This window comes from Yoonia sp. 208BN28-4 (assembly GCF_037543925.1).
Taxonomy (GTDB): domain Bacteria; phylum Pseudomonadota; class Alphaproteobacteria; order Rhodobacterales; family Rhodobacteraceae; genus Yoonia.
Genome location: NZ_JBBIFY010000001.1, coordinates 858646 through 874733 on the forward strand (window position 1 = coordinate 858646; position 16088 = coordinate 874733).

At 57.5% G+C, this 16088-nt stretch carries 1 protein-coding gene (running past one end of the window); it reads left to right on the forward strand.

Features of this window, described 5'->3' with window-relative positions; genetic code table 11:
• Nucleotides 1-16088, forward strand: the 5' portion of a protein-coding gene (locus V8J84_RS04395; protein ID WP_339928435.1) for a tandem-95 repeat protein. It continues 16774 nt past the right edge of the window; the window shows 16088 of its 32862 coding nt (coding positions 1-16088); the start codon lies at nt 1-3; its stop codon lies off the right edge, out of view.

Below are 16088 nucleotides of genomic sequence, written 5' to 3' on the forward strand. Positions count from 1 at the left end.
ATGGATGAAGATAATTCACAAAACCCGACCGAGTTTTTCGGCACCGATGATCCTGATACGATCACCGGATCAACGGGCAGCGATATCATTACCGGCGGGGGTGGTGGTGACACGCTAGACGGCAGCACCGGCGACGACCGGATCATCATCGAGGCGGGCCACGGCGATACAACCGTGATCGGTGGCGAAGACGAAGGCAACGGCGACTATGACGTCCTTGATCTGACTGCCGTTGGTATCATCATCAGCTTTGTGCGGACCGGTGCCGAAAGCGGTATCGTCACGACGACCACTGGCGTTATCACCTACTCGCAGATTGAACGTGTCGTGCTGCCCGGTGGCGGCGAAGTAATCGACGTCACGCAATACGATCCTGCAACTCCGGCGGTCATCGTCACAGGTCCCGGTAACGACAGCGTCGGCACAGGTGCAGGCAACGATTCCGTGTCCACGGGTGATGGTAACGATACGGTTGTCGTGAACGATGGCGAGGATACCGTCACCACAGACGACGGTGATGATTGCATCTTTGGCGGCGGTGGCGATGATTTTCTTGCAGGCGGTGGGGATGACGACTGCATCTTTGGCGGCGATGGCGAAGACACGCTACTGGGTCAGTCCGGCAATGACACGCTAGAGGGCGGCGAAGGCATCGACACGCTATTTGGCGGGGCACACAATGATACCCTGCGTGGTGATGCGGGCGACGATGACCTGTTCGGCGAAAGCGGCAATGACACGCTGTTTGGCGGCGCAGGCGACGACTTTATGTCGGGAGATATCGGTGACGACACGCTTTACGGCGGCGATGACAGCGACACCCTCATGGGCGACGACGGCAACGACACGCTCTTTGGCGACGATGGCGATGATGAACTGTCCGGCGGTGAAGGCGAAGACGAACTGGACGGCGGCGCGGGCAACGATGCCATGTCAGGTGACGCGGGCAACGATTTCTTTGTGGGCGGCGAAGGTGATGATGCGCTGTCTGGCGGTGAAGGCGATGATGCGCTGTTCGGCGACGCAGGCAATGACACCATCGACGGCGGCGCAGATGATGATTTCATCTATGGCGGCACTGGCAATGATCTGATCACCGACAGCTCGGGCGACGAGCTGGTTTATGGCGATGAGGGCCAAGACGCCATCTACATCAGCAACGGCACAAACACGATCTATGGCGGTGACGACGACGACTATATTCAAGGTGGCATCGAAGTCGACACCATTTTGGGTGACGCTGGCAACGATTATATTGACGGGCGCACAGGCGAAGACACGCTGCTTGGCGGCGAAGGCGATGACACAATCTTCGGCGGCGGTGACGACGATATCCTTGACGGTGGCGCCGGAAACGACGCGATGCACGGTGATGATGGCGACGATGTTCTGATCGGCGGAGAAGGCGGCGATTTCCTGTTCGGCGGTGCTAACGCCGACACGATCTCTGGTGGTGGTGGTGGCGACACAATTGATGGTGGCAGTGGCAGCGACATTATCGAAGGTGGAGACGGCGATGATGTAATTGTTGGTGCCAGCGGCAACGACCAGATCACAGGCGGTGCCGGAAACGATCAGATAGATGGTGGCATCGGTTTTGATACGGTTCTTGGCGAAGAAGGCGATGATGTCATAGCAGGCGGCAGCGGCGCTGATGTTCTCATTGGCGGCACCGGCAATGACGACATCAGGGGAGATTCTGGCTCTGATGAGCTGGATGGCGGCACCGGCAACGACATGCTGTTTGGCGGCGATGATGACGACACGCTGGTGGGCGGCACCGGCGAGGATCGCCTGCTTGGTGGCGCGGACGATGACGTGCTTGACGGCGGCGCCGACAACGACACGCTTGAAGGCATGATGGGTTTTGACACGCTTATCGGTGGCGGCGGTGACGACTATCTTGATGGTGGCGACCAGACCGATTTCCTTTACGGCGGCGAAGACGACGACATTCTCAAGGGCGGCGACAGCACCGACTTTTTGTTCGGCGGTGGCGGCGATGATTTCGCCTCTGGTGGCGAAGGCGCGGATACGATCCGCGGCGATGACGGTGATGACCAGATCGACGGTGGCCGTGGCATCGACCAGCTTTACGGTGACATCGGCAACGATACGATTGTCGGCGGCGGGGATGCGGACAGCCTGTTTGGCGGCGTTGGCAACGACGCGCTGATCGGCTCTGATGTTGGATCTTACCTATCGGGCGACGACGGTGATGACGCCATCGAAGGCGGTGCCGGTGGCGACCGGATTTTCGGCGGCTCAGGCAATGACATGATCGCCGCAGGCGGCGGCAGCGACACCGTGCAGGGCGGCGCAGGCAATGATGCGCTAAGCGGCGGCACTGGCGCTGACACTGTGTCCGGCGGCACTGGCAATGACACACTGGCTGGTGACGGCGGCGAGGACATCGTGACCGGCGGGTCTGGCGATGATGAGATTTTTGGCGGCGACAACGACGACGTGCTGTCCGGCGGCATCGGCACCGATACCCTATTCGCCGGATCAGGGTCCGACGTGGTGGCCGGTGATGGCGGCAACGACACGATTGACGGTGGTGATGGCGCTGACACGCTGGACGGCGGCGATGGCGATGACGTGATTATCGGCGGCGAGGGCGACGACGTGATCGGCGGCGGTGGCGGAGCCAACGTACTGGTCGGAGACGCGGGCAACGACACTTTTGTTCTTGGGTCCGAAAGCAACACCGTGGACGGCGGCGCAGGCTACGACACCGTTGAATTCGGCGAACTTGGCAACAATTTTGCTGTCGGCACCAACGTTGAATTTGGCGTCGATCTGTCGTTCGACGATCTGGATATTGGCCGTAGCGACACACTGACAGGTATCGAGAAAATTGATCTCAGCGATACCCGCGACACGATCTTTTTGACGCTAAACGGCGATATCGACAATGAGATGACAATCGCCTTCAACGGCGGTGGATCAAACTCGCGCGGCGATACTCTCGACTTCACTGACGATAGCGGCGGCGTCGTATTCAGCGATGGCCGCTTCACCCAAGCGACGCGCGGCAGCATTGATCTGGGGAACGACGTCTTTACAAACAAAGTTGCGATTGACCGCCTGCGTGATGCTGCACGCAGCGAAGTGGGCAGTGCAGACTTTTACGAAAAACTGATCATCGAAGACATCGATTCCGTATCGCTGACATCAGAGGAAGATCGTTTCGTAATCGGCGTCGAAAACAATGGCGAAGGCCTTAGCCGGATGTCAGGCGTGGGCTATGTCGATGCCGAAGGTGGCGACGACATAATCTTTGTTGAACTGATGCCCGAAGGCTGGAACCTCACGCTTGACGGTGGCGCCGGAGCTGACGTGATCGCTGTGATCGCTGGTGAAGGCGTCACGACAGCGGGTGGTGAAGGGCGCGATACGATCATCAACTTCTCCAAAGGTGGGGTTCTGTTCGGGGATGACGTTGTCGGTTATATACCAAGCGGTGGTCAGGATGGTGGTCCGGCGAAGCCGGCAGGGGATCCCCAGAACGCAGATCTCTTTTATTTTGCGACTGACACGACGATCATGGATCCTGAAAAGGACGATGTGCTGATCTACTACGGTGTGCCGCTGACAGGGGGTGACGTCACACCAGGTGCATTAATGTGGGCCGTCGGAGGTGAAGCCTATCCAATCATCGACGCGATCGGTGGCTTCATCGGCGCGGCAACGCAAGCCGCAGCCTTGCGCGCGTCTGAGTCAATCGGCAAAAGCATCTACTACGATACCTTTGTCCCATCCATTGCCTACGTCTTTGAACCAGGTGAAGGCATGGCGGTCGTGGACACGGGCCAGTTGTTCTGGAACATCCTGTCCAGTGCAATTGGTATCGCTGTTCCAGAAGACCTGCCGTCTGGCGCACAGTATATTCCTTATTACGACTCTGGCGCTGGCTTTTATGGTCAGAACATCTTTGCCGGAACGTTTGGTGGTTTTGATGCGCTCGAGGCGGCAGCCTTCAACAATACCGCAGACCTTGGCATGGTCTTCAACGGGCCTTCGGTGTTTGCCGTGCTCATGGGGACACTTGGTGTCGTCGAATCCGCTATCAAGGCGCTGCCTGCCGGTGCGGGTGCCCTGCTTCAGGTGTATAGCTATCTTGAAAAGGCAGATACCGCTGCCTGGTTCGCGAGTTCCGCTTTGCGTATGCAAAAGCAGCTTGGCTGGGCTGAAGGCGACGATCCTCTCGTGATCGACCTTGACGGTGACGGGCTTGAAACGATTGCTGTCTATCAATCCAACGCCTTCTTCGACATGGGGCTGGACAAATTTGCGGAAAGCACGGGTTGGCTTGGTGGCGACGATGGCTTCCTTGTTCGCGACCTGAACGATAACGGCCGCATCGACGATGTCAGCGAAATGTTTGGTGGGAACACCGGTCGTGGATACCTTGATTTGGCGATCTACGATCTGATCGAAAACGGTGGCAACGCCGACGGCAAGATCACTGCAGCAGACGCGATCTGGTCTGACCTCATGATTTGGCGTGATCTGAGCGAAGATGGCATCACCGATGATGGCGAACTTGAGACACTCGACGAGATCGGGATCATTTCTTTCGATCTGGATACAGTCGAATTCAATTTCACCCAGCCGCAAGGCAACGAGTTGTTGTCTACCGGCTTAGTCGAATTTGCCGATGGCCGCGTTGTCGACATGTTCGAGACCATCTTCGAAACGCTGCCGACCTATTCGCGGTATCTGGGCGAAAGCGGTCTGCCTGATTGGGGTCTACCCGTTGACGTAAACGCCCATGGCTACGGCCATATCACCAACCTTGCCATTGCGATGGCCAACGATGTGGCCTTGGCGGACATCGTGGCGAATGCTGCGGCCAACATGACCGTTCCGCAACTGCGCGTTCTCATGGAAGAAGTCGGTCCGGTGCTGTCCTACTGGGGCCAAACACAGGAAACATCGCAAGAACTAATGCCTGTCCTGCTGGAAACGGCACTGGACGGGACGATCAGCCTTGCCGATTACGGGGTCTATCAAGAAGATGAAACCGGCGGTTATTGGACGCTGAACAGCGGCACGCCCATTCTGGACTCTGGCGGTGCTGTTATCGCGCGACCCACGCTTGAGGACATTATGCTGCAAACGGCAGCTGACGGCTTCCACTGGCAGATGGAACAGTCATGGTCCCCCGCAACGCGTGGCTTTGATCCGATTGACCGCGATGCGGCGCCATATCTTGTCCGCCTTGTCGAAGGCCGTGCCGTCATCGACGACTGGGGTATCCAGAACGAAGACGGAAGCTGGCGTCTGGCCTCTGGACGCGTAATCACTGACGACGACGGCGCGATTATCGCAGCGCCAACGGTTGCCGATATTCTGGCCCTGTCACGCGATGCAGGTCAGGAATGGCGTGTCGAAGAGATCAGCTGGAATCCGATTGCCGGACTTGAGACCGAACGCGTCGGTATCCGCGTCACGGACGGCATTACCGTTGATTACACCGTTGAAGTGACGGATCAGGACGGCGTGTTCCTTGTGTGGGCCCGCAATCTGGACCGTGCGCTAGAATTGCAATTCAAGACAGGTGACAGCCGCGAATTCAATCTGCGCAACTACGAAATCGACCTTGATACATTGGCCGAAGTCGGCGCCACAGACGATAGTGCCTACCGCGTTGTGGTGCTGACACCGGGCCAGATGCAATACGCGACAAGCCTTGGTGGGGTCGAATTCCGTCCAGATATGCTGACCGCGACTTTGGACAACGATACCGGCCTGATCGACTACAGCGTCGTTGAGGGTGGCGATTATACCCTGTCCACCGAACGCTACGAATCCGTCATCAAACCGATGATCGAATTGAACGGTCAGTTGATGTCGCAGTACCTGCTAATGAGCCAGCGCACATCGGTCGAACTGGCCCTGCAATCGGGGCTGTCGGACTTTGCGAGCGGCGTCGCATTCGACATCGAGGCGGACGCCTATGTGCCAACTACCGGCCGCGAACTTGTTCCGATGTTCGAGGCAATCTTTGAGGCCGCGCCCGCCAGCAACACCGATGATGCTGTGTTTGACTATCTGGGAGAGTGGGCCGGTATCCTGAGCGTTGTTTACCCCGACTACCAGACGTCCGAGGGCAGAACGGTTGTCGACTCAAAGGCTGATCTAGATCCGTCCTATGTTATGCAAATGGCACTGGCAGCGTATGAAAATGTGCCTGTTGATCTTGATCTTCTGGCGCTTGCCAATGCGTTTGGTGTCGATGAACGCCGCCTGATCACGCACGATGTCGACGACACGGTGATGATCACGAAAGAAGGTGTGAATTTCTTCTACCTGTCCGAAGGCAGCACCACCGTTTACGGCAGCTACCCAAAGAACGCGGGCGCCTATACCGACGATGTGCAGATCGACGTCTACTATGTTGGTCGCCAGACCGGCGACGATGTGATTGTCGAATACGATCTTGGCGATCACGACCAGTTGCGTTTCTTGCACCTGACCGCTGACGATGTTGATTTTGAGCGTGACGGACAGGATCTTGTGCTTTCGTGGGATGACGAACAGGGCGGCACGGCGACCGTGCGAATCCTTGATCAGTTCCTTGGTGAAGAGAACGAAATTCTGCAGAACGGCTCGCGGATCGACAGCGGCGTGACCGAGATTGTCTTTGCAGACGGCATTATCTTCGACCGCTTCCGCATGGCCTATAACGTGGTCGATTTTGAACGCGCTGACGAAGACGAAGCAGATGCCTATTACGGCTCGGGGTCCGGCGATGTGCTCGTCGGTGGTCTGAACAACGATTATCTGTCTGGCGGTAAAGGCGGCGATATCTACTACATCCGCCGTGGCGATGGCCACGATGTCATTGACGATATCGGTGCCTTCTCGTTTGGTCCGCTTGAGGCGGGTCTGGATTTCCTTCACTTCCGCGGCGACATCACCCGCGACGATCTTTATATCACCCGCGCCGGTGACTCCGAAGATATCGTGATCCACATCCTTGAAGACGGCCAGATGACCGATCAGTCGGTGACGTTGCGCGGCCAGTTTGGCGGTCTGCAACTCAACCTTGGCTTCTTTGGCGAGGCGATCGGCAGCCAGACCGGTCTTGACTACGTTGCACCCAACCAGATTGAGGTCATCACCTTCGAATTTGGTGGCCAGATTGAGCAAGACGACATCATCGAGCAGGTGATCGAGAACGCGCGCACCGATGGCGATGACGTGATCTATGGCTACCTGAACGCCAATACGATGGATGGCGGTGCCGGTGACGACTACCTGACGGGTGGCGGCGGATTTGACCGCTATGTGTTTGGTCAGGGCTATGGCCAAGACGTGGTCTATGACGATGATTTTGGCGGCCCGTTTGGCCCCAAGGACGATGAAATCCGGTTTATTGACGATATCCGCTGGACCGATCTTGATTTCCTGCGCGATGGATCAAGTGACACACTGCGCCTGCAAATCAGTGGCACCGAAGATCAGCTGATCCTGAGCGAGTATCTCAAGTTCATCTTCTTTGTCGGCTTCACCAATCTGATCGAAGAAATCCAGTTTGGCGACGGGACCACGTGGGACTACTTCGAATTGCTCCAGCACTATGTCGATATCGCCAAGACAGATGGCGACGACACGATCTATGGCTTTGAATTCATTCAGGATCGTCTTGATGGCGGCTTGGGCAATGACCGCCTTGAGGGCTTCGGTGCGTCCGATACCTACGTCTTTGCGGTTGGTTACGGTGAAGACACGGTCTTTGATACCACCAACGAATACCTGTCCGGTCCGGGTACGGCGGATAAGATCGAATTTACCGATCTTTCTTTCTTAGATGTCACATTCTCGCGCACTGCGCTGGACCTGATTATCTCTATCGACGGCACAGAAGACCGGATTATCCTGGAGAACCAATACGTTCGGGCTGGCCAGCAGCAGCATGCGATTGAAATCTTCCAGTTTGATGACGGCGACCTGAACTACGAAGACTTCAACCCTGAAGACATCGATCTGGTCGGCACCAATGCCAGCGAAACGATCACCGGTTCGAACTTTGCAGAAACGATCGACAGTCAGGGCGGCGACGACACGCTTGTGGGCGCAGACGGTGGCGATACCTATCTGTTTGATGTGGGTTACGGGCAGGACGTTATCGTGGATATCCGCGAACGTGCTGCGTGGAATGACCGCGAAGGCATTGTGGTGCCGGTCGATGATATCGTGTCCTTTGGCGATGATATCACCATCGACAATGTGGTGTTCACCAAGGACGGCAACGACCTTCTGATTTCTGTCGAAGAGCGAACAGACACGCTGCGTATCCGCGACCAGTTCCTGAACATCGACACAGGTGTCGAGCGGTTTGAATTTGTGTCCGGTGACACACTGTCAATTGCCGACGTGGAAGAGCGGCTTCAGATCACGGGCGGCAACCGTGGCGATAACATCATCGAAGGCAACCCGACCCAAAGTAACGTGCTTGACGGGCGTCAGGGCGATGACGATCTTATCGGTGGTGCTGCGGCAGATACCTATGCCTTTGGTGCGGACTACGACTTTGATCGCATCATCGAACGCCCCGATGAGGCCGGGATCATCGACCACGTCCAGTTCGGAGTGTCTGTCACCCGCGACGCGCTGAAAATCAGCCGTGACGGCGATGACCTGATCATTGATCTGGGGAACGGCACCGATGTGCTGACGATTGTCGGCGGGTTGGCCGATACCCGCGTTGAAGAATTCCGTTTCGGTGATGGCAGCGTTCTGACGCTGGAAGAAATCATCGACACGATGCTGACCGGAACAGCGGCGTCTGAGTTGTTGCAGGGTCTTGATACCCGCGATGATACCATCAGCGGCGGGGCCGGTGCCGACCGCCTTGAAGGCGGCGGCGGTGACGACGAATACCGCGTGACCTACGGCGATCAGTCCACTGCAATCGCCGACACCTCGGGCTTTGACCGGATCGTCTTTGGCGCAGAAGTCACGCGCAACGACGTGTCATTTGCGAACGTCGACGGCAATCTGGTCCTGACCCTTGCCGGATCGGACGAAAAGATCGTGGTGATCGGTGGCTATCGCGACGCGCCGGTGGAGACCTTTGTCTTCAAAGCAGGCACGGACGAAGAAACATCGATCTCGATCGAAGAAGTGCGCATCGAGATTTACGAGAACACTTCGTTTGCGGGTCAGAACATTCTGGACACCAGCGATTTCCCCGCCGGTCTGGAACTGAATGCCGAAGGCGGTAACGACCTGATCTTGCTCAGCGAAGGTGCTGTTGTCGTCTTTGACGGTGCGTTTGGCAGTGATCGTGTTGAGATGCTCCCTGGCACAGTTAGTGCCAAAATTCGCCTGCCAGAGCAGCACCCCAATTCCGTTAGCGTGGTGCGCGGCGATGGGACAACAGATGATCTGGTCCTGAACTTTAACGGCGGCCAGCAAATCGTGATCGCTGATGGCCTTGGCAACGGCGCTGTGCCGCAGATCGAATTCTCGGATTTCTCGATCTGGGGGGCTGCCGAACTGGTGCAGGCCTTTGTAGATACGCAAGCCACAACAGGTGATGATTACATCCGTGGGTCGGAACGTGGTGATGTGATCGACGGGGCCGCGGGCAACGATATTCTGACCGGTGATCGTGGCGATGATACTTACGTGTTCCGCTTTGGCACGGGCCAAGATGTCATTGAAGACGTGCAGGGTTTTGATGTCGTTGACGTCATAGGCTACCGCCCGTCCGAAATGCTGGTCGAGCGTTTGTCAGCAGACCGCGAAGACGTACTGATCAGCTTTGTCGCCAGCGACGATTCCCTTTTGATCCGCAATGCCGCGATTGAGGAAATCCGCTTTAGCGACGGCACTGTGATCCTCAAAGAAGATCTGCTGAATACCATCAACGCGATCGGCACGGACACCGACGACCTTCTGATCGGCACAAGCGGCGCCGAAGGCTATGTCGCGGGTCTCGGCAACGACCTGATTATCGACGGGCGCGGTGCCGACACTTACACCTTCAATCTGGGTGACGGTCAGGACCGCATCACCACTTACAACAGCGCGTCCGGCTTTGGCGTCATCGCCTTTGGCGAGGGCATCGCGCTTGAGGATGTATCGGCCAAACGTGATGCAGACGGTAATATCATTCTGCTTATCGCGGGCACCGATGATCGCCTGACGTTGATTGATCCGGTAAATGATCCGGACGCCATCGTGGGCACGCTGGAATTTTTTGACGGTCGCACCACAGACATCTTTGCGCTGGCTGCTGCTATTCCGGCCACGGATGGCGACGATCACATCATTCTTCCGTCCATCCCGCCATTGCTAAATGGCACCCATCCGGGCGGCAATGTGTTCGGGCGTGACGGCAACGACTGGATCGAAACGGGGCGTGGCAATGATGTCATCACCGGCGGTCGCGGCAATGACCTGCTGCAAGGCAACTCCGGCTCGGACACCTACGTATTCAATCTTGGCGACGGTCAGGATGTGATCCTCGACATCGAACGTCTGGATAATTCTGCCAGCGACACGCTGCGGTTCGGCGCGGGGATCCTGCCCGAAGACGTGCGGGTTGTTGCAGGCGATCCGGCTGATCTTGTGCTGGTTATCAACGGCACATCTGATCGCGTCACCATCAAGAATATGTTCCCCGACACCGGCACACCCAGCCGGATCGAAGAGATCGCGTTCGCGTCGGGAACGACTTGGGACCTGTCAGCGATTGTGGATTTCGCGCTACAGGATCGCGGCGGTGACGAAACCCTGACAGTGGGTCAGGCATCGCGCCTGAACGTGTCGTTTGAATCCGGTGTCGGCAACGACATCATGATCGGTGGTGGTGGCGACAGCACCTATATTTTCCGCCCCGGCTTTGGCCGTGACGAGATTGTGGAGCGCAACTCTGGCGGCGCAAACGACACTATCTCGTTCATTGGTTTCGACCTAAGCGATATGATTGCGGTCCGTCAGGGCAATGATCTTGTGATCCGCTTTGTAGGCTCGACAGATCGCCTTGTGATCAAGGACCAGTTCGGCTTCAGCAATCCGCCGATTGAGACATTTGCATTTGAACTTAGCGTGCCGTTTTCGGCAGCCGCAATGGAAGCGATGCTGGTCACCGAAACAGTCGCACAGCAGCTGTTGTCGCCAAGCACGGCGGACTTTGACCCGTTCACCGATCCTGTCTTTGACGGGTTTGTGCCTACGGTTGACGGGTCCGGCGGCGGTGGCGGTAGCACCGGTGGCGGATCAACCGCGCGCCGCTTGGTCGCGGTTGATGGTCAGGTCGATACGTTCACGGCATTTGTGCCCGAAGTTGATGAAGGTGACGGGCTGATCACGATTGCCGGCTTTGAGGTTGGCGATCTTGGCGATGTGCTGGATATCCAGCTTGCAGTCGGTCTGACAGGCGAGGTGGTCGCACGTCAGGAAGGCGCTGACGTCTACGTTTATTTCGTTGACGACGGTACAGCAGAACTTGATGACGCACGCCCCTTGTTCCGGTTGGAAGACGTGGCACTTGGCGATCTGAGCGGTGGAAACTTCAACGGTGCGCCGTTCGATACCACTTTGGGCCAGACACTTACCGGCGACGCGACAGATGAAACCCTGACCGGCGGTTGGGGCGATGACACGCTAAGCGGTGTAAACGGCGACGACACGCTGATCGGCGCACAGGGCAACGACAGCCTTTATGGCGGGCGCGGGAATGACACCTACGTGTTTGAACTGGGCTTCGGACAGGACACAATCACCGACGCCGGAAACTCTGCTGATATCAATGACGTGATCGTCTTTGGCGCTGGCCTGAACGAAAGCGACATGAAGGTCGCATTTAGCGGTGATGATCTGGTCCTGACCTTCCAGTCCACGGGCGATCAGCTTTACATCAATGACCGCGCGTCGGATGCGCGCGACCGGATTGATCTGTTCCGCTTTGACGATGGCACCGAACTGACCCACGCAGAAATTGTTGCGCGGATCAATGCGCCAACAGATGCCGACCAGCTGATCCAGGGCAATGAAACCGTTGATGATCTGTCAGGCGGCGGTGGGAATGACACCATCTATGGCCGCAACAACGATGACACGCTTGAAGGCGGCACAGGCAACGACAAGCTTTACGGCGGCTTTGACAGCGATCTGTATTACTTCGAGGCAGGCTTTGGCGATGACGAGGTCTATGACGACGGCCTGCGGACCAGCTTCTCGCCGAACGATACCATTTCATTCGGTCCGGGCCTTGCGATCACCGATCTGCAAGTCACCGCTGACGGCAACGATATCATCCTGTCCTTTGCGGGTGCAGATGACCGCATCCGCATCGTCAACACCCTGTCCGCCGAAGCGGGCCGGATCGAGACTGTGGCGTTCGACGATGGCGCATCGCTGACCCACGCGCAGCTTGTGGCCCTGGCGAATGCACCGACCGACGCGGACCAGACGCTGTTTGGATCGTACGACAGTGAAGAACTGTTTGGCGGTGCCGGTGACGATACGGTCCTTGCAGGTTACGGCACGGACACGATCGAAGGCGGCTCTGGCAACGACTACCTTGAGGGGCGCTATGACAGCGACATCTACCACTTCGAGGCCGGATTTGGCCGTGATCTGGTGGCTGACAACGGCCTGAACGCCAGTTTCTCGCCCAACGATGTGATCTCCTTTGGCGCTGGCCTGACCGAAGATATTTTCCGTGTCGAAGCCCGCGGGAGTGATCTGATCCTGTCGTTTGACGGATTTGATGACGAGATCGTCATTCGTGACACGCTCAACTCTGCCGGCGCACGGATTGAAACGGTGCGCTTCGCCAACAGCAACGAACTGACTCACGCCGAACTGGTGGATATCGCGCTGATGGCGTCCTCTGACGATCAGACACTGTCAGGTTCCTACGATGGTGAGCAGATTTCCGGCGGTGGCGGCAACGATTCCATCTTGGGCAATAGCGGCGCCGATACGCTTATCGGCGGTGAAGGCAACGACTTCCTGTCTGGTGGGCGCACGAGCGACACCTACCGGTTCGAGGTTGGCTTCGGGCAGGACATCATTTTTGACAACGGCATTCTGTCGAACGACGACCTTGTCAGCTTTGGCTTGGGTCTGTCGCGTGACGACTTGCAGGTTCGCATTATCGGCAACGATATCGAGTTGCGCTTTGGCACATCCGAAGACCGTCTGCTGATCGACGACGGCATCCGTAACAGCAATAACCGGATCGAGCTTTTCAGCTTTGACGACGATCCTGACGGCACAGCCCCGATGACCCGCGACGAGTTGGTGGCACTGGCCAGTCGCGTTACCGAGGACAACGACGATATCACGCTGACATCCGGCGCGGATACGTTGGACGCGCTGGGCGGCGACGATAGTGTCAGTGGCCTTGCTGGTGATGACAGTCTGGCCGGTGGCGCTGGCAACGACACGATCTTTGGCGGCAACGACAACGACGATATCAGCGGCGGGACCGGTGATGACGTGCTTGAGGGCGGCAGCGGCACTGACACGCTTGATGGCGGCGACGGCTTTGATACGCTCGACGGTGGCAGCAGTTCTGACGCGCTGTTTGGCGGTGCGGGTCAGGATCACCTGATCGGTGGCACGTCCGCAGACACGCTTGATGGCGGTCTTGGAAACGATTTGTTGTCGGGTGGCAATGACAACGACACCTACCGTTTCTCTGCCGGGTTTGGGCGCGACACTATCGACGAATCCAGCGGCTTCTGGTGGCAGGCTGGCACAGACACGATCGTATTCGATGCCACGATTGCGCGCGCTGATGTCAGTGTCTTTGTCGATGGTGATGACCTGATCCTTGTGGTTGGCACGTCTGACATGCTGCGCATCGCGGGTGCGTTGACTGGTCAGCCTAAAGAAGTTGAAATCGTGACGTTCGAAGGCGACACCGATCCTGACTGGTCCAGTAATGATCTGGAAACGATGGCCCAGCCGTGGCCGGGTGCATTGGGCTTTGTGCAGCAGGGCGATCCGGCGACGAACGTCTTACAAGGCGGTTCGGGTGACGATGTTATCGAGGGCCTGTCGCTGACAGCCAGCCAGATGAACGGTGCCGCAGGTAACGATAATCTGTTTGGTGGTGCTGCTGGCGAAACGCTTGTCGGTGGCGGCGGCAACGACATGCTGCAAGGCAATGGCGGCGATGACATTTACCGCTTTGAAGCAGACTTTGGTCAGGACATTATTGATGATCAGGGCACAAATGGCGTTGGTATCAATGTAGATGAAGTCGTCTTTGGCGCAGGCTTCCTGCCCGCTGATATCAGCGTTGAGGTGGACGGCGACGACCTGATCCTGAAAACCACAGGCGGGGACCGTCTGACGATCATCGGCGGTAATCTGGTTGATCCGGCAACAGGCGGGATTGATGCCGTCCGGTTCGACGATGATCCAACGGTCTGGACGGCCGCCGATCTGCGCACGATGGCTGGTCCTGCAAACCCTGACGGACTTGATATTTCGCCTATCGACGGCCCCGTGGATGACAATATGGTCGGCACGGACGGCGACGACTATATGTCCTCGCGGCTCGGCACTGACACGCTTGATGGTGGGCGCGGCAACGACGATCTGTTTGCCGGAGACGGCGATGATCTTCTGATTGGCGGGTCCGGCAACGACTACATGTCTGGCGGCGAAGGAAGCGATACCTATCGCTTCGCGGCCGGTTTCGGGTCCGACGTCATCAACGAATATCTGACCGACACCGACCAGCCGACAACGCTTATCTTTGACGCGACAATCGATCCGGCTGATCTGATCGTCTACGAAAAGTCGAACGGCGATCTGTTGATCACCTTTACAGGCACAAGCGATGAGATCGTCCTGAACGTGCCCTTTGTCGAAGAAGGCCCGATCGAGATCGGCGGAGAAGAGGGCGGTGAAGGCGGCGGAGAGCTTGAAGGGGAGTTGGGTGGCACCTTTGCTCCAACCTACAATCTGACATTTGAATTCGGCGCAGGCTCTACCGTTGATTACGCGGCACTTGTAGCTTTGGCACTTCCGCTGCCGGATGGACTGGTGCTGGATGGTGATCTGGTCGACGATACGCTGACTGTCACGCAGACCGCCGCAGACGTCTTTGGCGGCGGCGGAAACGACACGCTGACAGGTCAGGCCGATCACGTTGATCTGTTCGGCGGACCAGGCGACGATGATCTGATCGTTGGCGGTGGGCGCGTCGAGGCACGCGGCGGCGCAGGTGACACGACAATCGAAGTCGCTGGCGATTTTGATTTTGTGCGCATCCCCTACAATGAAAGCATTGAAGACGGCGCAACGGTCATTCTTGACCTGACCGATCTGGCACCGGCCGACGTGATTGCCGAACTCGATATCTATGCCGGTGAAGGCTATTTCGATTTTATCCAGCTGTCGGTGATCGGCGGCGAGGGGCGCATCCGGATCGAAGAGCAGTCGATCACCCAAGTGCGGTTCTCGGACACGACCACTTGGACCTTTGCCCAGCTTGTGACAGAGGCGGAGGCCAACGGCGCGCTTGGGGTTGAGGATTATGACAGCGATGGCGACGGCAGCATCGTCGGGTCCGCTGGCGATGATACGATCTATCTGAGCGGCGACGGCACTATTGATGGCGGCGCTGGCTCGGACGAAATCTACGGCGGATCAGGCGATCAAACCATCACAGGCGGCACCGGACATGACAGTCTTGACGCCGGCTGGGGCGATGACACCTATCTGTTTGACACGGGCTTTGGCCACGACCGACTTCAGATCAGTTCCAACGACAGCGATATCGACATTATCGCCTTTGGTGCTGGCGTCGACCCGAACGGGATCACGGCAGCGTGGACACCGGATGGTACGCTGATCCTTGGCACTGCCGATGGCGACAGTATTGAAATCGTTGATTATATCTCCAACGCGACCAAGATTACCGAATTCCGCTTTGCTTTCGATAACTCTGTCAAAAGCTGGCAGGACATCATCGATATCGCCACACCGGCACCAGACGCCGTTGTTGGAACGGCTGCGGATGACACGCTGACCGGCAGCCCCTTTGGAGATACGCTGTCCAGTGGCGGTGGCGATGACACCGTGGTCGGCGGTGCTGGCGA